This window comes from Sporofaciens sp. St.21A7 (genome assembly GCF_059728535.1).
Genome location: NZ_BAAGFN010000001.1, coordinates 58,574 through 79,997 on the forward strand (window position 1 = coordinate 58,574; position 21,424 = coordinate 79,997).

The window sequence follows — 21,424 nt, forward strand, 5'->3', positions numbered from 1 at the left end:
TAGTAGAAAGGAGAAGGATTCGTACGATGAAAAATAAAACACTCCCCTCACATTCAAGAAATTCTTATCTGTTCGGAAGGGTATCTGTATCCGCCTTTAAGGAAGCCAGTATAACAGTGGAGGCTGCAATGGCTGTTCCAATCTTTTTTCTGGCAGTAGTGGCGCTTATATACCTGATGGAAATCATGGCGGTTCAGACTGCCATGCGTGCCGGCCTGCAGTATGCGGGAAAAAGGGCGGCAGAAGAGACTTATGTGGTTACGATGGTTATGCCTTCACATTTGGAACATGATATTGTAGAGGCGGTCGGTGCAAAGCGTCTGGACAGAAGTATTGTTGTGGGAGGGAGTGGAGGGATTAAATGCAGCGGTTCACGGATTTCTCCGCGGACTGGAATCGGAGAAGTGATGGTCACATATGAAGTGCGCCTGCCGATTCCGATGTTTGGAGTACCGCCTGTGAAGTATCAGGAAAAAATCCGCATTAAGGCGTGGGTTGGGTACGAAAAGCCGGGATTTGACAAAGATGACGAGGAGACAGTCTACGTTACAGAGACGGGAATGGTCTATCATAAAGACTATCACTGTACTTATCTGGAATTATCCATCCATATGATTCCATCAGAAGGTATTGAAAATCTACGGAATGAAAGTGGAGGTAAGTATTATCCATGTGAGTATTGTATGAGAAACGGTGGAAGCGGAGTGTATATTACAGATACAGGAAACCGTTACCATAGTTCTCTGTCTTGCAGTGGATTAAAACGAACAGTCTATGCAGTTCCGTTGTCAGAGGTTATTGGAAAAGGGGCGTGTTCTAGGTGTGGACGATAAGTCAGATTATTTGTATGGGAGTACTGGTTTGTCTGGCAGTTATGGATATACATTCCAGACAGATTCCTGTTTTTATTCTGGTATTGGGAAGTTTGGCTGCTTTGGGATATCAGGTTTTTGTAGGAAAAGGAGATATCTGGGTGATATCCGGAGGAATTGCAGTTGGAGCGCTATTTTTGCTGGTGAGCAGAATTACCAGAGAAGGAATGGGGTATGGTGATAGCTGGGCAATATTTATTTTAGGGATTTATCTTGGAATATGGAAGTTATTAGAGGCTCTTTCGGCAGCATTTCTATTCCTTGGGGCAGCAGCAGTTATTTGCCTATTAATAAAGAAAATGTCAAGAAAATATAAGCTTCCATTTGTACCGTTTCTGGCAATCGGATATCTGTGCAGCATACTTACAGGAGGGATAGATGGGTGAAAAAGTTTCACGTTCAGGGAAGTATGACGGTAGAAATGTCATTTCTTATGCCTATGGTGCTGTTTCTAATTATGGGATGTATTTTGACAGCGTTTTATTATCATGACAAGAACATATTATCTGGCGCCGCATACGAGACAGCCGTTGTGGGAAGCACAAAGACGAGAGAAAAAGATGGAATTAAGGATGGAGAATTAGAGACACTTTTTTATCAAAGGACGAAAGGTAAATGCATTATGTTTGTTGATATGTACGTATCAGTTAAGATGGAAAAAGAAGAGATAGAAGTCATTGCAAGAGCGTCAAGAAAATATATGAAGGTTTCGATTATGAAAAGAGCTGCGATTACGGAGCCAGAGAGAAGGATTAGGAAATGGAGGTTAGGATACAGAGATGGAACGTAAGATTACGATTGAGGAAGAGAGTTTTTACAAAGAAGACTATCAAGTCCGAATGTTGAAAGCAAATAATCTAAATGGAATATTAAAGATGGGTGGAAGAGGGATTAATGAGAAGAGTTATTATGATTATGATGTCAGTGGAAAGCTTTCTATGAGAGCTATGTTTGAAAGAAGTAAAATAAATGCAGAAGACATAAAAACGTTTCTTAAAGATTTTAGAAGTGCTTTAAAGGAGGTAGAAACATTTTTATTAAATATTCACTGTATTCTACTGAAACCAGAATATATCTTCTATGAAGAAGGAAAATATTTTTTTTGCTATTATCCATTGGCACAGGGGGAGTTGTGGGAGGAATTTCACGGATTAACCGAGTATTTTGTGAAGCAGGCAGATTATCAGGATCAAGAATGTATTCGTATGGTCTTTCTCTTGCACAAAAAGACTATGGATGAAAATTATAGTCTGGAGAAGATAGTGGCAGAATGTTTGCAGAATCCGCAGGAGGATTATGGAGTGACAGAAAATCAGGACGGGGGCATTGATAAAGTCAAAGAAGAAGAGGAAGAGAATATGCAGGAGAGAGACTGGATTACAGAACAGGAGCTTGGTAGTTCAATTTTTAGAGAATCTGACACTTTGTGGACTCCGGTAAAAAGACTTCTGAACAGGCGTAGGAAGTCAAGATGGGGAGATTGGGATGGGCTGCATATCGAAGAGGAGGATTTTTCATGAAGGATTTTTACCAAAAGTGATAATGACTTTGTTGTTTAGATATGTTACAATATTTTTGTCAGATTTAGGAAGGAAGGGTCGTGGCTAAAAACGACGTTCCAGCGGCAAAGAAGTTAAACGTATTCGTGTAGAATAATTAAAGGAAAAAGTAGGTAATAGAGGTTACTATATCAGGAAAAATGTGGTATACTATGCAGAAATAATGAAAACATATACTAGAAGGTGAATGTGTGTTGCATAAAAATAGAATATATGCTCCATGTACTGTCGTATTGGCGGCAGTTAACGTAATCGTATTCTTTGTGCTTTCTTTGCAAGGTATGACGGAGGATGGAATGTTCCTATTAGAACATGGAGCTATGTTCATTCCAAAGGTTTTAGAGGATGGAGAGTATTATCGTCTTTTTACCAGTATGTTTCTGCATTTTGGTTTTGAACATCTGATGAATAACATGGTAACATTTGTATTAATTGGATGGAATCTGGAGATTGAGATCGGGGGGATCAAGTTCCTTTTGATTTATATTCTGAGTGGTTTGGGCGGTAACATCCTATCTGCATGGTATGATATCCAGACAATGGACTATTCTATATCTGCAGGTGCGTCCGGAGCGATTTTCGGGATCATTGGTGCATTATTATATGTAGCAATGCGTAACCGTGGACATATTGGGGATATTTCTGGCAGGAGAATCCTGGTTATGATAGCAATTAGCCTGTATTATGGATTCTCCAGCAGCGGCGTGGATAATTTGGCGCATGTAGGCGGTCTGGTAACAGGATTTCTGTCAGGTGTGCTTCTATATTGGAAGAACAATGGTAAAGACAGAACCTTTTCCGAGAATTGATTCTACTTGGATGGAGCCATTATGAGCAGTAATAATCCGTCTGGCGATTGCAAGACCAAGACCGGTTCCGCTTCTTTTATGGGTCACGAAGGGATCAAAGATGGTAGGGACATCTTTGGTATCAATTCCTGAACCATTATCAGAGATTTTTATATGGAGTGTCTGCCCAATATGTTCTGCATCAAGACGGATAGCGGGAGATTCTGAATCTGGGCATGAAAGGACAGCATCCTTGGCGTTGTTCAGGAGGTTCAGAAGAGTTTGTTTCAATTTTAACGTATCAGCCATGATTGGCGGCAGGTCAGATGCAATTCTGGATGTGAATTCGATATCAGTATCCAGAACTGAAGAAGCAAACGACAGAACGAGGGTTTTGAGAAATGTTACGGTATTTGTTTGAGAAAGGGACAGCTTCTCTCCATTATTATAGGAAGAGAGTTCCGATAAAAGCTGAGTCATATATTCAATATCCTGGTGCATGGAATCCCAGTGACAGAAATCCAGGACTTCTGGATGCTGTGCTTCAATTAATTGAAGTGTACTGTAGACAAGAGTCAAAGGATTCCTGATTTCGTGGCTGATAGCGCTGACTTCCATTCGATGAGATTCCAGAAGTCTGGTGAGAAGTTCTTTTTTGTCAGAACTTTCCTCCATAATTTGTTGTAATTTGTCGTAATCTGTTGCTGAAAACATAATATCTACCGCCTTTCTGAATTAACAGTTTAGCATTGGCGGATGAAATAATCAATTATTATTTTTAAGAAAGGATGATATAGATATGAAGGATGAAAATTGTATATTCTGTAAACTTGCAAATGGAGATATACCTACGGCTACTTTGTATGAGGACGATGATTTTCGGGTAATATTGGATGCCGGTCCGGCTTCTAAGGGACATGCATTAATTATCCCAAAGGAGCATTATGCGAATCTATATGAACTTGATGATGGATTGGCAGCAAAAGTAATGATATTAGCAAAGAAGATGATCACAAAACTTACGGATATTCTTGGCTGTGACGGCTATAATATAGTCCAGAATAATGGAGAAGCGGCAGGACAGACTGTTTTTCATTTCCATCTTCACATGATTCCAAGGTATAAGAATGACGGTGTTGGATTAGGATGGAAGATAGGCAAGCTGACCGATGAGGATAAAGAGGAATTACTGGCTAAGATAAAATAGTTTAAGGATGCAAAGGATGAGAAGTAAGTGGAAGCTGAGTTAATAACAAAAGCGGACTTTAATGTAATATACGAGGAAAATTTTGATCGAGTATATAAGGCGGCAGTAAAATATTCCGGAAATCACCATTCAGCAGAAGAGATTGTACAGAACGTATTTATGAAGTTATTTACAAATATGGATAATGTGGAGAAAGAAGCAGCCAAGGCGTGGCTGCTTCTGACGACAAAATATATGGCTCTGAATCTGAAAAGAGATCGGAAGAGGGAATGTCTGGTGGAAGAGATGGAGGGTGAAGCTGAGGTGTTACTCTCAGAGTCAGTGGTGAATCCGGAAGAATTTTTTGAGAGGAAGATCAAAAATCAACAACTTGTGGAATTGAAGAAAGGAATATTTGAGGCATTGTACGAGAAGAACCCAAGGTGGTATGAAGCTATTACGATTACATATGTATTAGAAAAGCCGCAAAAAGAAGTTGCGGAGAATATGGAAGTGACGTTGGATGTTCTGCACAGTATATTGTATCGGGCAAAGAAATGGATACGTGAAAATTACGCAGAGGAGTATGCTCACTTGAACAAAGCGTAAAACAGGTGCCGGTACCGACACCTGTTTTATATACTTAAAGTATCGACATTTTTCGACAATATGTACTTTTATATGTGCTTATACGGAACGAATGGTTTGGAATATTATTTATTAACGGCAGTTTCAATCAGGTCGATAATTGTATCAATAGAATTCTGCTGCGGAGAATTCTTCATGGCATCTATATAAGAAGCTCTATTCTTATATAATGATAGAATGGAATTAAGAAGCTCTTCTTTACTGAGTTCTTCTTCTTCCAGAACGACACTGTATCCCTGACGTTCAAAAGAACGGGCATTCAAAATCTGGTCACCACGGCTTGCATTGACGGAAAGCGGAATCAGAAGATTCGGCTTATGGAGGGCAAGCAGTTCACAGATGGCGTTAGCTCCGGCTCTGGAGATTACGATATCTGTTAAGGCAAAGAGATCTTTTAATTCTTCTTTGACGTATTCAAATTGGGCATAACCTTCCATGTCTCTGAGTGATTCGTCAATCTTTCCTTTGCCGCATAGATGGATGACCTGGAATGTCTTCAAAAGTTCAGGCAGGACACCACGTACTGCTTCGTTGACTGCCACAGAGCCAAGACTACCGCCAACAACCATGATTACAGGTTTGTCGGAAGTAAATTTCAGGAATTCTTTTGCTTTATATTTGTCACCAGACAATAATTCCTGCCGGATTGGAGAACCTGTCAGGATTGCCTTTCCTTCTGGAAGATGTGATAAAGTCTCTGGAAAGTTACAGCAGACTTTCGTTGCAGAAGGGATAGACAGCTTGTTTGCAAGACCTGGCGTCATATCAGATTCATGGATGATTGTTGGTACATGACGCCCCTTACCTGCCAGTACGACAGGAACGGAGACAAATCCACCTTTGGAAAAGATAACGTCAGGATTCAGTATCTTTACCAGTTTTTTAGCTTCGCCTAACCCTTTGATTACGCGAAATGGATCCGTAAAATTCTGGATACTGAAATACCGGCGTAGTTTTCCGGAAGATATCCCGTGATAAGGAATTCCGAACTGTTCGATAAGTTCTTTTTCAATACCATGGTAAGAACCAATATAGTGAATATCATATTGTAATTCTTTGAGCCGTGGCAAAAGGGCAATATTAGGTGTTACATGACCTGCGGTGCCGCCGCCAGTTAAGATAATGCGTTTCATAATGACCTCCCAATCTTGACAAAGCATAGAACGTTGTCTGCTTGATATATCTGTTATAATTATATTATACGTTTAGACGCGGTTTGGTCAAGAGAAAGAATAAGATTTCGGGATATACTAGTATAGAAGGTCGCATACAATTAATGAGAGGTATAATGATGAAAAATAATGATGAGTTACTGGAACAGATGATAAAAGATAAGTTTGAGAAGGCTGCGAAGGAGGAAGTCACGCTCTTAGAGGATGACAATATACATGTTCCGGCTGGAATGAAGGAAGCGTTGTATTTGAAGATAAGCAGTAAGATAGAAGAGTTTGATAAGATAGAGGTTGAAACGTCGGAGGAAGAAAAGGAGGAAAAACAGCCAGATAATCTTTATGCCAATATGTCTGAAGAAGACCGTAAAGCGTTGGAGATAGGCAGGCGGGTTATGGAGGAAGAGGCAAGGGCTGAGAGAGAAGGGAAAGTTGTTCGGAAGAAGAAAAGGATTCGGATGTATTTTGGAGTTGCCGCGGCTTTCGTGTTTGCAATGGCTTTGGGAGTGACAAGTATGGGCGGACCAGAGAAGATTATTAAAATGGTGACTCAGATGGTGGGAGATAGAGAAGTAGAGAAAGTTAATTCTAGTAATGACAATTTAATCTTAGTAAGTGAGGATGAAGAGGAGGCATATCAGAGAATTACTGAGGAATTTGGAGTAGTTCCAGTAAAAGTTGTGTTAGTATCAGAGGATATGAAATTTATAAATATGGAATTAGATGAGGTAATGCAAACAGCAGAATTATATTATGAATATGATGGTAGAAAACTTGTCTTTTTTATAAATGCATCTTATAAAAGAGAATCTTTTGGATATGGAGTAGCAGATGAGGTTATAGACGAATATTTTATGGAAGTACAAGGAAGAGAGATTGAAATCAAGAAGTACCAGGTTGCAGGGAAAGAGGAGGTGAGATTGTCAGCTGATTTTAAGGAAATGGGATTGAAATACTTATTAACAGGTATTGTAGAACAATCAGAATTTGAATTAATTGTAAATCGCTTGCATTTTTTATAAAATTTGCGTCAGTTTTTACAAAGTTATGTGTTTATATATATGAGGGACTAAAATGGGATTGGAGGTGTAAGAGTGAGAAAAAAGGTGTTATCTGTATGTTGCACATTTTTGTTGGTAATTGGCATGCTACTAATATCAGCAAACAATGCACAGGCAGCGTCAGGTGAACCGATCTTGGATGGCTCATACTTAACTCATGATGAAGAATCAACTGGCTATGCTACACCATTAACAAGAGGTGCAGATTTGATGATAGGCTATTCTAAGTGTGTTCGGTTAGGTCCTGGTAAAATCTATGCTGGAGGGACAACGATTGCTGAACATGATGTTAGATACGCTAAAATATCTGTTCTTGTAGAACGCGCTCAAGAAGGTGACACATCATGGACATATTATGATGGTTGGTATAAGCAGAATGAAAATTCGGATAGAGTAAGTTCAAATCGAACTCTGGAAGTAGAAGGTGGTTACTATTATAGGGTTCGTTGTACTCATTCAGCTGGTAATGATATGAGTAGTTCTTTTACCGATGGTGTTTATATTGAGTAAGTGAACCATTCGTCCAAAGTATAAGAGTAAAAAAACAAATAGGGCTAATAGTAAGCGACATACTAAAAGCGACATATTAAAAGCGACATACTAAAATTAAAAATTGAATATTGAAAATTTGCAATCTGAAGACAGAGTTAGTCTAAAAAACTAAAGATAGCGGAAAATCAAGGCGGGTTGTAGGAAGTACCGTCTACGGCGCAAACGATGGAACTATTAATTTAATTTCGACCTTACATTGAGAAACCGTAGGCTCACGAGACGAGTCAAAGTCGTCGTAGACGGTACTTCCTGCAACCCGCCAAAAAAATTAAGAGAACAAAAACAACCTGAAAGAATACGAAGTCATGCTACACTTCGTATCCTTTTTCAGTTATGTGATCTGTAAGAAACTCCTATGTCTATTAGGCCTCCCCAATCGCCTGCCTAAGAGCCTTCGCAAGCTGATCCGGGCAAGAGGTAGGCTTGAATCCACAAGTAATCCCCTCCATACGTGAAATCGCGTCATGTACATTCATGCCGACCACCAGGCTCGCAATACCCTGGGTATTCCCTGCGCATCCTCCAACAAACTCAACATTCTTAATAGTCTCCCCGTCCACGTCTACCTTGATTAACCGTGAACAGACACCAGATGGCGTAAATTCCATGTCCATCTTCCTCCTTTAACATTTTATTCTATGTTTCTTTATCTAAAAAGAACCCTAATCTACTTTACTAATATTATACAATGAACTTCTATAGTTACAAGCAAAATTTTGATAAATTTAATTGAAATTAAAAATTCAATTTTCCGAAATCCCTTGATTTTTCAAGGCTTACCGCCTATCAAATGTTCAAACCTTATGTATTTTCCCTTGTTTTTGCCCTTATGAGCCGAAACAAGGGAAATTTTTATGCTTCGCCCACAACCCTGTCCAAGAGCCTTGCGGAAGTTCGCTTTGCTTCTCTGGTAGAGTGGGCGTAGATGTTCATTGTGGTACTGACATCAGAGTGTCCAAGAAGTTCCTGCACATCTTTTGGCTTTGCACCGCCCGAAAGCAGATTGCTTGTGTAGGTATGGCGGAGTGTGTGGAAATGAAAGTCCTCCAATCCTTCAACCTCTGCCTTTGCCTTGCGGCAAATCTGACCGACTGCACTTGCAGAAACAAAAGCACCGTCCTCCTTTAAGCAGACAAAGGATAATTCCCTGTCATTTTCGGGCGTTTCCTGCGTTCTTTGCAGACTGTAAACCTCATAATAAGTACGACCTTTTTCTTTGACCGTCTTACAGTAATTCAGATGATACAGTTCGCCATAACGGAAACGGTTTTTATGCTGTTCTGTTTTTGCTTTTCGTAAGATGTCTGCCAATGTGTCGCAGAAATCAACGGTACGGACTTTACTGCGTTTTGTTGTGCCGACTTCGTGCTTATGCCTTGTGCCATTGTACCGCATACTGCGTCTTACAGTTAGATACTGCTCGTCAAGGTTGATGTCCTGCCAAGTCAGACCACAGACCTCTCCGATACGCAAGCCTGCATAATAGGCTATCTGCACCGCAAGCAGAGCAGGGTGTTTCTTTGCAATTAAGAAGTCCGTCAGTTTTTGGTATTCCTCGTGTGTAATGGTAGGAATAGGGGCAACATCTTCTTCGCTGTCCGAGAAAATATCGGTTTCCTCTTTTCTGCCACGCAGTTTCACATACTGCATCGGGTTAAAGGTTATCAGCCTTTTCGGAAATACAGCAAAACGAAATGAATTTTGCAGCACCGCCGAGAATCGCAGCATATAGCCTTTGCTCATCGGTTTTGAAGTTGTACCGTCAGGGTTTACCCCTCCGTAACTCATAAGGTCGATAAACGCCTGTAAATGGTCGGCGGTCACGGTTTTCAGTTTTCGGCTGCCAATGGGATATTTCTTAATCTTTTTGACTGCCGCCATATATGCCATAACCGTACCGTTGCTAAGACTGCCGGGCTTCAGTTCTTCCTCTACCCACATATCCAGCATTTCTCCAACCGTGATGTTTTCGGCTTTCCCGACAAACTTCTTTTCCTCATAATCGGCAATCGCCTTTCTGAGCAGGGCTTCTGTTTCAGACTTGCTTTCTGTTCCCACAAACTCTTTCTGTACTTTTCTGCCGCTTTCATCTTCGATGTAGAAGCGTGCGTACCACTTTTTACCTTTTTTTCTTACAGAACCTTTTGCCATAGATAAATTTCCCCTTTCTATCCGTGGCAATCGGGACTGTGACATATGGTGTGCGTAAAGTAATAGTGTCACTTATGCCGATGAATGTCAATCGGCATTTTCACTTGTCAAAGTGCCACGGAATTTTTCTTTTTCAGCAACCCTTTCTTCGGCTGCTGTCACTATCCCGAACAGGTCGCCCATCTTTACAGCGGTGCGTCCCTCATCGTAGATATGTAAAATCCCGTCTAAAAACTGTTTCATATCCTCGATAGGAAGTTCCATTTCTTTACGGTAAACCCTTTCCATAATCGCCCCTGACTCAATCGCATAGCGGCGTAAGGACTGCTTTAAGCCCTCGTCCTCCGCTACACGGTCAACCTCAGCCATAGCGTCTGCAAAGTGATAAGTCATAACCGTATAGAGGTCAATCATCTTTCCGAGGAATGTGGTAAGTAGTTGTTGGTGCGGCTCGCCCTTTACCACAGAAGAAACCGTATCAAGATATTTTTTGATATGTTCTTCCATATCCCTTGCACATAAAGTGCGGCTGTCGTATTCCTTATCTTCGGAAAGTCCTGTCAGCCATTCGGGAGTGGTCAGGAGTGCTTCTGCCAGCCCGTTGATAATCATTGTACGCTTCGGGTCTACACCGTCCGCTTCATATCTTTGAATGGTAGATTTGTTTACTCCGACACGCTTACCAAGTTCGGGCATTGTTAAGTTTAATTCTGTTCGGCGTTCTTTTACTCGTTCACCGACCTGTTTTGCGGTGAATGCAATTTCTTTTTTCAAGGTTTTCACCTCCTATTGCTGATAGTATAGCATAGCGAAACCTATTTTGCAACCATAAATTTAATAATAGGCAAAAATATTTCTTAATCAGTTGCAAAACAAGTTGACAAAGGATAGCAAAATAAGTATAATTACAGATACATAGTTGCAAAATGTGTATTTTGAAAGGAGGTCGATAAAATGAGCAACATCAAAATGGGTTTAACCATAGAAGAAGCAGCAGAATGTACGGGTATCGGAAGAAATACAATGCGTAAGTTGGTAGACTGGGGCAAACTTCCCGTCCTCAAAGTCGGCAGAAAAGCGATTATCCGCAGGGACACTTTAGAGCGATTTATGAGCGTCAATCAGGGAAGAAACCTGCTTAATGAAAACGATGTCCGCAAAGTAGAATAAGCATTCTCCAAGCCCTCGGCGTTTGAGAGCGAAATACACCCCTCGCACAAATCTTCGATTTGTACTCTGCGTATTTCGCCCTTGCAGGGGGCACTGTATCATCGCTTCGGGCAATGCACCGCCGCTATGATACAGAAGAAAACAGCCCGCTGTTTTCTTCGCTGTCCGTCTGCTTACGCCGCCGAAACAGCGGCAACCGATTTCTCGGTTGCAAAAAGAGTATGCCCGTCACGGGAGGAAGGAGTATATGGCAAGATGGATCTATGTCAATACTTTAGACAAAAAAAGTTGAAAGGTTATGCTGCTGTTTTAAGTTCTTCATCCTCCTTTTGTTGTGGTGTCATATAACCAATAGCACTGTGTATTCTTTTACGGTTATACCAGCCCTCTATGTATTCAAAGATTGCTCTGCGGGCTTCCGTTGAATCCTGATAGTCATGGAGATAGATTTCTTCCTTTTTCAGCACGGAATGGAATGACTCAATACAGGCATTGTCATATGGATTCCCCTTACGGCTGAAAGAATGCAGGATTCCCCTGCTGGCCAAGTAGTTTTCAAATTCCCGACCCGTGTACTGACTCCCAAGGTCGCTGTGCAGGATAATCCCCTCTGTATCCGCGACATTCAGGCACGCATTCTTTACTGCCTGGACTGCCAGTTCCGCCGTCATAGATGTTCCATAGGCATACCCGATGATCTTGCGGCTGCATAGGTCCATAACAGACGCCAGATAAGTCCATCCTTCTTTCTGCACATGGATGTAAGTAATGTCCGTACACCATTTTTGGTTAATGGTCTCCGTTTCAAAATCACGCTGCAAAATATTTACCTTATCATCTGGGACGCTGCCATGATTGGCACGGTGGTTGTACTTCTTTACTACAACAGAGCGCAGCCCCTGCTCTGCCATATGCCTCTGCACCCGCTTGACGCTGCAGGATGTACCGTTATCATTCAGTATGCGGCATATTTTGACAGCTCCATATCTCTGTTTTGAGTCCTCATATGCCTGTTTCACTTTCCGGCCGAATTCTTCATACTCTTTTTGCTTATTTGAAGGCACACGGACCAGAGCCTTGTAATAGGTGCCCCTTGGGAATTTCAAGGCGCTGCAAAGCTGGGACACAGAGTAATCAGCCAGGTTGTTCTGGATAAAAGCCACAATTTCGGCTATTGTTCTTTTGCGAATATGGCGGTCGCTTTTTTTAATATTTCATTCTCGATCTTAAGGCGCTGGTTCTCTTTCTGGAGAGCCTTATACTCCCTGAGGGTAACCGTTTCCTCCCCCGATACTTTGATTGGGGAAAGCTGCTTTACCCACCCGCTGATAGTACTCCGATTTACGCCATATTCACGCTCCAGTTTTGGATACGAGGTTCCTCCGGCATTGTACAGATCCACGATCTGCTGTTTAAATTCCAGAGTGTAAGATTTTTGGTTTTTCGCCATGCCCTTCATCTCCTTTGCTCTTTCACTTGATAGTATAGATTGTTCAACTTTTCCTGTCCACTCTTATATACTAACACCAAGACACTCATTTTTACAGATGTCGAAGCTACACAATGTCAAGGGAAGAATATCCTATATCACAAGCCACGCAAGGCAGGAAAACCTTTATGCCACCTACCACACCGCCGACAATGAATTTTGGAGTAGCCTTGCAAGGGAAAGCCAGCAGGAATTTAAGCGGAGCGGCACAGAGGGGAAATGTATCGAAGCAAGGGAATTGATTATCGCCCTGCCCGAAGTTTATACAAGATACGAGCCGCAGGAAGTCCTTGAAGATTTTACGGAGGAGTTCCGCAAGAGATACGGTGTGGAGTGCGTGTCAGCTCTCCACCACAACAAACGCAAAACCAATTATCATATCCATCTTATCTTCAGCGAAAGAAAACTGCTTCCTTAGCCTGACATCAAGATAGCCACACGCAGCGTGTTCTATGATGAAGCAGGCAAAAGGGTACGCACCAAGAAAGAAATCACAGGGGAGGACGGGCAGATACGAAAAGGCTGCACCGTCATTAAAAAGGGCGAGGTTTACGAAAGCCACCTCTTTACCGTGAAAGATGATAAATTCAAAAGCGAGCCTTTTCTTCGGGAGGTAAAAGAGATTTACACCGACCTTATCAATCGGCATATCTCCGATCCTAAGCAGCAGTTAAAGGTATTTGATAAGAACAGCGTTTATCTTCCCACTAAGAAAATCGGCAAGAACAATCCCAAAGCCGCCGAGATTGAAGCGGATAACGCCGCAAGGCAGGAATGGAACAGAACAGCGGATATGGCGTTGTTATCGGGTATTTCCGAAGCAAAGATTTTAGAAATCAAACAGTCCGAGATACACGAAAAAGCAAGCCAATCTATCAAGTGCAAGGGTTGGCTGCCCAATCTGTTTCGTGGGATTGTAGCAAAGGCAAAAGATTTTCTGCAAAACTTTATTCGGGAAAAAGATATGCCGCCCAAGCCAACGCTTGATATTGATATGGCAGAGTTCCACCATACGCGAAACCTGATGATAAAGTTGCAGGATAAGGCGGTAAAAATTAAAAACTTGCAGGACAAAGTTCTGCCACAGTTGAAACAGCAGCTTGCCGAAACAAAGGGGCTTTTCAAAGGTAAAGAGCGAAAAGCGTTGGAGGCAAAAATCAAAGAAACCGAAGCCGAGATTGCCGACAGGTTAGATAAAATCCCCGATACGCTCAAAGCGGACGGTTATCCCGATGTGCAGGTGTTTATGCGGACTTTCCGAGAAATGGAAAGCGTTGTAGAACAGTACGACCGTGACCTTGCCGAGTGGGAATACCAAGTCAGCAGGAAACCGACAGTCGCCGCTAAAGAACAGCACAGACCGCCCGAAAAGCAGAGCGTGTTAAAACATCTGCGTGAGATACAGGAACGCAACAAGCAGCAACCGCCGCAAAGGCAGCGTAAGAAATCCATTGACAGAGATAGCCGATAGGCATTGAAAAACCGCCGTTATGGTTTTACTCATAGCGGCGGCGTATATAATCATACTCTATTAAAAGATACCGAAAAAAATGTACATTCCCTTTTCTTTATTTAACTCTGATTCCAAACTATAAAACCATTATTCAAATTCCCGTAATCGCTCAACGATAGAACGATTTCTTACAAGCTTTTTGTAAGTAATTAGTGGTGTCAGAATACATATCATCATTATAAGCAAAATTGCATATATCAATGGAAATATAGGCAGCATGAAAGGTATTTTCATGTAATTCATAGATTGAAAAACAAAGTAGGTAATACCTATTCCGATTGTCAGCGTGATAAAAACCGAACCGGCTGCATATAAAATTCCTTCCCGAATCAGTAATTTTCTTATTTGTTTTCTTGACATACCTACGCTTTCCATAATTGAAAAAGTCAACTTTCTATTTTGCATACTACTTGCCATTGTATTGATATAGTTCAACATACCCACCAACAACAAAAGAAGAAAAATTGCCGTACCTATTTCATACATACCACTTTGCGAATCCTGAATTATTTTCATATCATCATATTTTGAAAGGCAAATCAAATCTGAACTGTATGAACTTGATTCAATAATGTTTTTTATTTTATTTTCTGTTTCCACTTCGTAGGATTGTTCGTATTTAATATTGAGACTTAAAATATATGGATTCGCAGTTAAACTTTCCATATACTTTTCACTGATAATCAGATTTGCCCCGATATTCGCAGTTGCTCCATAATAGTCTCCATAATTGACAGCTCCAATTACAATTTCCTGTCTCTCCGTACCAATGAAAAACGGTATGGTACTGCCTATCCATTTTTCTGGTATTTCAAACCCTGCATATTGCAAAATTGCCGTTTTCCCATTCAAAAAATCCTGCTTATCTATAATATTTCCAAGTGTATCATTCAAATAATCAAACTCTGATTCGTCAATTCCCTTTATCATACCATAATATTTTTCAGGGTTTTGTTGATATTCCAAAGCTGTTTCGGAGTATGACAAATATGGTTTTAATTCCGTATAACTTTTTATCCAAAAATCAGAAAAAGAATTCTTGCAATATGGGAAAGTAACAGGAACTCCCTTCACAGCATGAACCTCTTTTATAGCCTCTGTTTCTTCTATATCAGATACAAATTTATCATCAATAGCAGCTTGTAAAGAGGATATATCGTCTGTTATCTGCGTATCATTATATACAATAAAATCAGCGTTCCAATAGTTGGGATATACCGTTCGTTTGCCCTGACTATCAATGAGTGTAGTTAAGCAGAAAAATACAATTAAACTTGTTGCAAGCGATAGAAAAACAACAATAGTTCTTTTTTTGTTTTTTCTAAGCTGATTTATCGCCATGTACCAATACAAATTGCCCTTGCAAATTTTCTTTGTATAGGCAATTTCAATGTTATCCCTGTATTTGGTGGCTTCAACAGGCGTTACATCCGTAGCAATATGAATCGGAGTTCTAACACCGCATAGTACTGCAATTCCTGATACTAACGCACTCAGCACCAACACTTCTGGATAAAAATGTACCCCCGTATTTCCTAATGAAATTCCAAGAACTTTTATTACATGAGGAATAAGAGTCAAGGAAATTGTTACACCCAGAATTATTCCTGCAATAATCCCTGTCACTCCTACAACTGCTATTTGCTTTTTGATAAGTTGAACCAACTGTCTTTTTGTCATCCCTAATGTTTGCAACAATCCATAATATCTGATTTTCCCAGAAACCGATAGATAAAGAATATTGTAAATCAGCAAATATGCACTCAAACAAATAATAAAACCAAGTCCGAATACGGCAAGCAAGATTGTCAAAGATTTTTCAATATAATCGGTAGCTTGAAAAACCTGTGCTGACGATAGTTTGAGGCTATCTTTTAGATTTTCGATTGTTTTTTCTGTGACATAATTGCTCTTAAACTTCGCTTGTAAAATTCCACTTAATTCTAAATCATAACCTGTCTGCTTGTAAAAATCTTCCGAAACATAGAAATTTTCTTTATCTGTGCCGTAGCCTTTCCAAATTCCGCTGATAACAAAAACTTTTGTATGAATACCTGTATTATCTTCATAAGTTATCGAAAGATTATCGCCAATCTCCAAAGAACTTTTTCCACATTCGGCAAGAACTTCTTCTGTAGCTAACAGTTCATTTTCTTTCTGTGGATAGTGTCCGTCCATTTCGGTTCTTACGGGGCTTTTTTGACTTTCCCAATATGTTTCATCTCCCCAAAGGAAAGCAGCGTTAACTGTACTATCCATATCACTGCTTTTTACATTTCCGCAATAAGACAGCACACCGACTGTTTCAATCTTGGAATTGTTGATAAGAGTTTCTTTCTGATTTGCCGTAAATCCGTTCATAATAACAATGTCCCATTCTGAACCATATAGACGAGAATTTTGTAATCTGCTTAAGTCCAAATAAGTTAATCCTACAGTAAAAACAGAAAAAAGCATAAATGCAGACAACATAATCGTAACAAATAGAATGGAAAATTGACGCTTATTTGTTCGCACTGTGTTTTTAGCTAATTTGTTTATTATCTGACGATTATTGTTTGCTAACATCAGAATCACTTCCTCCCACTAATTTTCCATCTTGTAATCTAACTATTCTATCTGCCATTTGTGCAATATCCAAATCGTGTGTAATGACAATTAGTGTTTGCTGATATTCTCTTGCAACAATTTTTAAAAGTCCTATAACATCATGGCTGGAAGATGTATCAAGATTGCCAGTTGGCTCATCTGCAAGGATAATGGCAGGTTTAGTCGCTAATGCTCTTGCGATAGCAACCCTCTGTTGCTCTCCGCCAGATAGCATAGAGGGAAACATTTTTGTTTTATCTGCAATGTGAAGTGTTTTCAGCAATTCTTGTACAAATTCTTTATCAGCTTTAACTCCGTCAAGTTCTAATGGAAACAATATATTATCATACACATTTAAATCTGGAATCAGATTATATTGTTGAAAAATAAAACCTATTTTTCTTCTTCTAAAAAGAGCAAGTTGCTCCTGATTCATTTCCGATAGATTTATACCATCTACAATTACTGATCCAGATGTAGGAGAATCGAGACCTCCCAACATATGAAGAAGAGTGCTTTTTCCACAACCAGATTTTCCTATAATAGAAACAAACTCCCGTTCCTTTACTTCAAAATCCACTCCGTTTAAAGCAACTACGGTATGAGTACCGACTTCATAATGCTTTTTTAAAGACTTTGTTTTTACAATGATATTTTCCATAGTCATTCCTCCGTTTCTGTTTTTATCATAGAATAGAAAAATCACAAACTGTTCACAAAAAGAAAAAATCACAAAACTGTGATTTTTCCATGCGTTCTAATTAGGGAAATATAAATGAAAAGTACTTCCTTTTCCTGATTCTGATTCAACTTCAATATATCCTTTTTGCATACAGATAATTTCTCGTGCCAGATATAATCCAATACCTACACCCTCTGTATTATGAACATCTGGCTCACGGTAAAAACGGTTGAATATCATTCCCTGTCTTTCTAAAGGAATCCCTTTTCCCGTATCGGTAATGCTAATTTTTGTGAAAATGGTTTCTTTGTTTACGACTATGTTGATACTGCCATTTACGCTCGTATATTTAACTGCATTATCAAGAATATTAAAAATAGCTTCTGCTGTCCACTTTTTGTCATGCTCAAGTTGAAGTGTTTCATCATATGTAACATGAATCTGAATGTTTTTCTTATCTGCTTTTGGAACAACTGCTCCAATCGCCAATGCAAGAGTTTCTGCTATAAACTGTTTTGATTTCTGTATTTTGATTGTTCCAGTTTCCAATCGTGACATTTTTATCATGTTTTGAAGAAGAAAATCCAATTTATCCACTTGCTTGCTCATTTTTATTAAATGCTCTGTGCTTTCTGATTTATTTACTTTGTCGAAAAGCATTTCTTGATATAATTTAATATTCGCAAGAGGTGTTTTGGTTTGATGGGATATGTCAGAAACTAACTCTTTTAAATTTTCTTTTTCTTTGAACAGTTCTTGATTTTTATGCGTATACATATCAGAAATACGACATAGCTTTTCATAAACCATGCCCCATAAGTCATCTTGTTCACAGATTGTTTTGTTTAAATTTCTGCTGTTTAATAACTCATTTAAACTATTTTCTAATTTTTCTGTAAAGTCATAAATATCGTGTTTCAGACAGCGATTTTTCCATAATAGACTTATAATAATCCCTATGAACAACACAATAATAAGAATGTAAATTATTTCCATATATATCCCATTCCGTATATGTTTGAAATATAACTATGTTTGTCTGTTTCAATTTTCTTTCGCAAACGGTTAATGTTGACTGCAAGAGTATGCTTATCCATAAATTCAATTCCTTCTTCCCATAAGGAATCCAACAAAACAGAATAAGTTAGTAATTGTCCTTTATTATCAATCAATTTTTTCAAAATACGGTATTCGGTAGGCGTAATAGGACAACTTTTTTCTTCAATCTGTACAACTCCTAATTCAAAATCAATCTTTAGAAAACCGTCATCGTATATGTTTGTTTTTTTAACTTCCCTTGACAATATAATGGATATTTTCTTTAACAAAATTTTCATGGAGAAGGGCTTTGTCACATAGTCATCTGCTCCTATTTCATAACCATTTAGAATATCTTCTTCTAAATCTCGTGCAGAAAGAAACAATATCGAAACATTATTTCGTGCTTTTATCCATTTACAAAAATGAAATCCGTCGCCATCAGGCAAATTTATATCTAATATTGCTAAATCAAAGGTATGATTGATTGCGATAGCTTGTCCGTCTTTACAAGTATAAGCATTATATACACGATAGTTTTCTTTTTGTAAAGCTGTGCAAATCGTTTGATTTAATTCTAAATCGTCTTCAAGTACAAGAATTGTATAAATAAGTCATCTCTCCTCTGCATAAATAACTATGCCTCATTTAATGTCTATATTATAAACAATTAAAATGGCAGTATCAAGATTTTTATACCTTTGTATACCTTTGGAACAAAGTATTTCCATTTTGAATTGAAATCATCCCCGTTTTTCGTTATAATAACCATAAAAATGAATGGATACAGGAGGATAACGAGGCAATGATAGGAATTATCGGAGCAATGGAAGACGAAGTTGCGGCATTGAAGGAAGCTATGGAAGTTCAGGAAACCATAGAGAAGGCTTCTATGATATTCTGTAAGGGTATGTTGTGCGGCAAGGAGGTCGTGGTCGTAAGAAGTGGGATTGGCAAGGTAAATGCGGGAATCTGCGCCCAGATTCTAGTGGATAGATTCGGAGTGGACGTCCTGATCAATACGGGGATTGCCGGTTCTCTGGATGCGAAGATTGATATCGGGGACATGGTAATCTCGACGGACGCCCTGCATCATGATATGGATGCCTCCGAGTTTGGCGATGCCCTTGGGCAGGTGCCGCGGATGGACGTGCTTTCTTTCCCGGCGGATGAAACGCTTGTGAAGAAGGCTGTACAGGCGAGCGAGAAGGCGAATCCGGATATTCACACATTTACCGGAAGGATTGTAAGCGGCGATCAGTTCATTGCATCCCGGGAGGTAAAGGAGCGGATTGTCAAGAACTTCCACCCCTTGTGTGTGGAGATGGAGGGGGCGGGAATCGCCCAGGCGGCATACCTGAATCAAGTTTCGTATGTCATAATACGTGCCATTTCGGACAAAGCTGACAACAGCGCCCATGTAGACTATCCCACCTTTGAACAACAGGCAATCGCCCACAGTGTAAGGCTTGTAAAGGAATTACTGACAATTATATAGAAAGAACAGGTTTCACAATCCGTTGGGATATGACAGATTCTCCCATCCCGGATTGCGGAATCTGTAGAACGATTTTTAAGCTCTCCTTTGGAATTTCAGTTATAATTCTATTCAGAAGGAGGGCTTTTTATGTTAGAAACAATGTTGGACAGGCACATGATATTCGTGCTAATGGGAATCCTGACAGCCGTAGGGATTATGAGTAAATTTATTGTTAACGTCTCTTTGAAACGTTTGGTACGTGCAGCGGGAAATATGAATAAAAGCACCCATCCGCTGATGCGCCTGGTACGTGCCAAATTTGAACACGCCAGCATGGTCAGTGACAAAGTAGAGAATGTGAGTGTATTTGTGGAAAAGTACCTGTATGAGTATAAGGTGCTGGGATTACGTCTCCACAGTTGGACGAGAATGGAGAAAGCGGCTGCAGCGTTATGCCTGTTTGCCGGAGCAGTGGGTGCAGGACTTGAATACGGTGTAAATGGGATGAGTGATTTGGTATGGAAGACAGGAGCAGTCGGAGGAGGGCTTGCTGCATTTGTATATCTGGTACATCTTTTGACAGATGAGAAATACCAGTTAGAGGCAGTCCGGAATTATATGGTGGATTTTTTGGAAAATGTATGCCGTCACAGATTTGAGAAGTCTTACCAGAAAGAAATTAAGGTATTGACGCAGGATGGCTCGTCAGCGGAGTTTGGAGCAATTCCGGCCGATGGGCAGGCCAATGGCGCAGATAAATATGCGGTGAGAAAGAAGGAAACTCCGGAGGATTTATTTGCGGTAAGGAATCTTGAGCAGGCGGACGACAGCCTCTATGCGGCAAAAAGCCAGAAACTATCAGATGAAAAAACATATGCGTCAAATGAGCCGATACAGAAACAGAGTGCAGTCAGCGCATTTCTTGCGGCAGAATTGAAAGCTGGGGAATCGTTTTTCCAGGCTCCTGAGACAGGGGAGAATGAGGCGGTCAATGCATTCCGGACGGCTGACCTGAGGGTTGACGAAGTGGCAAATGCGTTTCGCATGGCGGAATCGACACAGGGGAAAGGAGGAGGCTTTCGCGGGCAAGGGACGGAACAAAATGACGGAATCAGTGCATTTCGGATGCCAGAACCCGGACAGGGTGAGGGAACGGAATTATTTCGGGCATCGGAAACCAGGAAAAAGGAGTCGGTGGAAATAGAAACTCCGAAGGGAAGGGAAAAACGCAGGGAGAACATTGTGGAAATCCCAATTCCAGAGTCGTCTGGGGAAGCCATGAATTCCATAGTAATCGATTCGCCAGAGCCACCAACCCCGTCAAGCTCAGTAAAGAACACCCAAAGCCGGCAGACATTGCAGAAGGAACGGATGCCGAAAAAAGAAAAAAATGAAGATGAGGTGAACCGGGATGTAGTAATCAGGAGGATACTCGAGGAGTTTATGGCTTGATTATGGATGCCTGATTTGGGAGTAT

At 40.3% G+C, this 21,424-nt stretch carries 23 protein-coding genes and 1 pseudogene; 13 read left to right on the top strand and 11 right to left on the bottom strand.

Translation table 11 applies throughout. From position 1 onward, the window contains the following. Window positions 1–26: 26 nt before the first annotated feature. From AC6I3O_RS00325 to AC6I3O_RS00345, 5 genes are all read left to right on the top strand, one after another. On the top strand, window positions 27–833 hold the full coding sequence (locus tag AC6I3O_RS00325) for a TadE/TadG family type IV pilus assembly protein (protein ID WP_497849275.1): 807 nt from the start codon (window positions 27–29) through the stop codon (window positions 831–833). 14 nt (window positions 834–847) lie between these two features. Next, window positions 848–1,258: a prepilin peptidase gene (locus AC6I3O_RS00330; protein ID WP_497853388.1), complete on the top strand. Its 411-nt coding sequence runs from the start codon at window positions 848–850 to the stop codon at window positions 1,256–1,258. Then, the gene (locus tag AC6I3O_RS00335) at window positions 1,255–1,662 is read left to right on the top strand and encodes a TadE family protein (protein WP_497849276.1); all 408 of its coding nucleotides are present in this window, start codon (window positions 1,255–1,257) and stop codon (window positions 1,660–1,662) included. Before AC6I3O_RS00330 ends, AC6I3O_RS00335 begins: the two co-directional genes overlap by 4 nt. Continuing rightward, window positions 1,652–2,392 carry a DUF6382 domain-containing protein gene (locus AC6I3O_RS00340; protein ID WP_497849277.1) on the top strand — a complete coding sequence of 247 codons (741 nt, stop codon included), beginning with the start codon at window positions 1,652–1,654 and terminating at the stop codon, window positions 2,390–2,392. Before AC6I3O_RS00335 ends, AC6I3O_RS00340 begins: the two co-directional genes overlap by 11 nt. 233 nt (window positions 2,393–2,625) lie before the next feature. Beyond that, window positions 2,626–3,240: a rhomboid family intramembrane serine protease gene (locus tag AC6I3O_RS00345; protein ID WP_497853389.1), complete on the top strand. Its 615-nt coding sequence runs from the start codon at window positions 2,626–2,628 to the stop codon at window positions 3,238–3,240. Here the strand turns inward: AC6I3O_RS00345 and AC6I3O_RS00350 are convergent. Further along, window positions 3,193–3,933 carry a sensor histidine kinase gene (locus tag AC6I3O_RS00350; RefSeq protein ID WP_497849278.1) on the bottom strand — a complete coding sequence of 247 codons (741 nt, stop codon included), beginning with the start codon at window positions 3,931–3,933 and terminating at the stop codon, window positions 3,193–3,195. The two genes, AC6I3O_RS00345 and AC6I3O_RS00350, sit on opposite strands and share 48 nt — an antisense overlap. Before the next feature lie 85 nt (window positions 3,934–4,018). Between AC6I3O_RS00350 and AC6I3O_RS00355 the strand changes: the two genes are divergently transcribed. Further along, window positions 4,019–4,426 carry an HIT family protein gene (locus AC6I3O_RS00355; RefSeq protein ID WP_497849279.1) on the top strand — a complete coding sequence of 136 codons (408 nt, stop codon included), beginning with the start codon at window positions 4,019–4,021 and terminating at the stop codon, window positions 4,424–4,426. A gap of 27 nt (window positions 4,427–4,453) precedes the next feature. Then, window positions 4,454–5,014: an RNA polymerase sigma factor gene (locus AC6I3O_RS00360; protein WP_497849280.1), complete on the top strand. Its 561-nt coding sequence runs from the start codon at window positions 4,454–4,456 to the stop codon at window positions 5,012–5,014. Window positions 5,015–5,118: 104 nt separating this feature from the next. On the opposite strand, the gene murG is transcribed toward AC6I3O_RS00360, so the two are convergent. Further along, window positions 5,119–6,186, bottom strand: a complete 1,068-nt coding sequence (murG, locus tag AC6I3O_RS00365; protein WP_497849281.1) for an undecaprenyldiphospho-muramoylpentapeptide beta-N-acetylglucosaminyltransferase — start codon at window positions 6,184–6,186, stop codon at window positions 5,119–5,121. Window positions 6,187–6,341: 155 nt separating this feature from the next. On the opposite strand from murG, the gene AC6I3O_RS00370 reads away from it, so the two are divergent. Next, window positions 6,342–7,244: a DUF4367 domain-containing protein gene (locus tag AC6I3O_RS00370; RefSeq protein ID WP_497849282.1), complete on the top strand. Its 903-nt coding sequence runs from the start codon at window positions 6,342–6,344 to the stop codon at window positions 7,242–7,244. Between the two features lie 72 nt (window positions 7,245–7,316). Beyond that, window positions 7,317–7,793: a hypothetical protein gene (locus tag AC6I3O_RS00375; protein ID WP_497849283.1), complete on the top strand. Its 477-nt coding sequence runs from the start codon at window positions 7,317–7,319 to the stop codon at window positions 7,791–7,793. Window positions 7,794–8,197: 404 nt separating this feature from the next. Here AC6I3O_RS00375 and AC6I3O_RS00380 read toward each other — a convergent pair whose 3' ends face one another. The 3 genes from AC6I3O_RS00380 to AC6I3O_RS00390 form a co-directional block, all read right to left on the bottom strand. Next, the gene (locus AC6I3O_RS00380) at window positions 8,198–8,443 is read right to left on the bottom strand and encodes a TIGR03905 family TSCPD domain-containing protein (protein WP_497849284.1); all 246 of its coding nucleotides are present in this window, start codon (window positions 8,441–8,443) and stop codon (window positions 8,198–8,200) included. 244 nt (window positions 8,444–8,687) lie between these two features. Next, window positions 8,688–9,986, bottom strand: a complete 1,299-nt coding sequence (locus tag AC6I3O_RS00385; protein WP_497849285.1) for a tyrosine-type recombinase/integrase — start codon at window positions 9,984–9,986, stop codon at window positions 8,688–8,690. 87 nt (window positions 9,987–10,073) lie between these two features. Then, on the bottom strand, window positions 10,074–10,760 hold the full coding sequence (locus AC6I3O_RS00390; RefSeq protein WP_497849286.1) for a helix-turn-helix domain-containing protein: 687 nt from the start codon (window positions 10,758–10,760) through the stop codon (window positions 10,074–10,076). 180 nt (window positions 10,761–10,940) lie between these two features. Here AC6I3O_RS00390 and AC6I3O_RS00395 point away from each other — a divergent pair, with 180 nt between their 5' ends. Further along, window positions 10,941–11,156: a helix-turn-helix domain-containing protein gene (locus AC6I3O_RS00395; RefSeq protein WP_004612412.1), complete on the top strand. Its 216-nt coding sequence runs from the start codon at window positions 10,941–10,943 to the stop codon at window positions 11,154–11,156. Between the two features lie 296 nt (window positions 11,157–11,452). Here AC6I3O_RS00395 and AC6I3O_RS00400 read toward each other — a convergent pair whose 3' ends face one another. Both AC6I3O_RS00400 and AC6I3O_RS00405 read right to left on the bottom strand, forming a co-directional pair. Next, window positions 11,453–12,319, bottom strand: a complete 867-nt coding sequence (locus tag AC6I3O_RS00400; RefSeq protein WP_497849287.1) for an IS3 family transposase — start codon at window positions 12,317–12,319, stop codon at window positions 11,453–11,455. A gap of 8 nt (window positions 12,320–12,327) precedes the next feature. Then, a complete protein-coding gene (locus tag AC6I3O_RS00405) occupies window positions 12,328–12,606 on the bottom strand; it encodes a transposase (protein WP_497849288.1) in 279 nt (92 codons plus the stop codon). A 97-nt stretch (window positions 12,607–12,703) separates the two neighbouring features. On the opposite strand from AC6I3O_RS00405, the pseudogene AC6I3O_RS00410 reads away from it, so the two are divergent. Further along, window positions 12,704–14,116, top strand: a pseudogene (locus tag AC6I3O_RS00410) (MobA/MobL family protein). Window positions 14,117–14,245: 129 nt separating this feature from the next. Here the strand turns inward: AC6I3O_RS00410 and AC6I3O_RS00415 are convergent. The 4 genes from AC6I3O_RS00415 to AC6I3O_RS00430 form a co-directional block, all read right to left on the bottom strand. Further along, window positions 14,246–16,726, bottom strand: coding sequence for an ABC transporter permease (locus AC6I3O_RS00415; RefSeq protein WP_497849289.1), 2,481 nt, complete (start codon window positions 16,724–16,726; stop codon window positions 14,246–14,248). After that, window positions 16,710–17,408, bottom strand: a complete 699-nt coding sequence (locus tag AC6I3O_RS00420; RefSeq protein ID WP_497849290.1) for an ABC transporter ATP-binding protein — start codon at window positions 17,406–17,408, stop codon at window positions 16,710–16,712. Before AC6I3O_RS00420 ends, AC6I3O_RS00415 begins: the two co-directional genes overlap by 17 nt. 96 nt (window positions 17,409–17,504) lie before the next feature. Next, on the bottom strand, window positions 17,505–18,425 hold the full coding sequence (locus AC6I3O_RS00425) for a sensor histidine kinase (protein ID WP_172509309.1): 921 nt from the start codon (window positions 18,423–18,425) through the stop codon (window positions 17,505–17,507). Further along, entirely contained in the window at window positions 18,416–19,078 is a 663-nt protein-coding gene (locus AC6I3O_RS00430; protein WP_497853390.1) for a response regulator transcription factor, read from the bottom strand. The genes AC6I3O_RS00425 and AC6I3O_RS00430 overlap by 10 nt, the downstream gene beginning before the upstream one ends. 194 nt (window positions 19,079–19,272) lie before the next feature. Between AC6I3O_RS00430 and AC6I3O_RS00435 the strand changes: the two genes are divergently transcribed. Beyond that, entirely contained in the window at window positions 19,273–19,965 is a 693-nt protein-coding gene (locus AC6I3O_RS00435) for a 5'-methylthioadenosine/adenosylhomocysteine nucleosidase (protein ID WP_497849291.1), read from the top strand. Between the two features lie 129 nt (window positions 19,966–20,094). After that, a complete protein-coding gene (locus AC6I3O_RS00440) occupies window positions 20,095–21,399 on the top strand; it encodes a hypothetical protein (protein ID WP_497849292.1) in 1,305 nt (434 codons plus the stop codon). Window positions 21,400–21,424 lie beyond the last annotated feature (25 nt).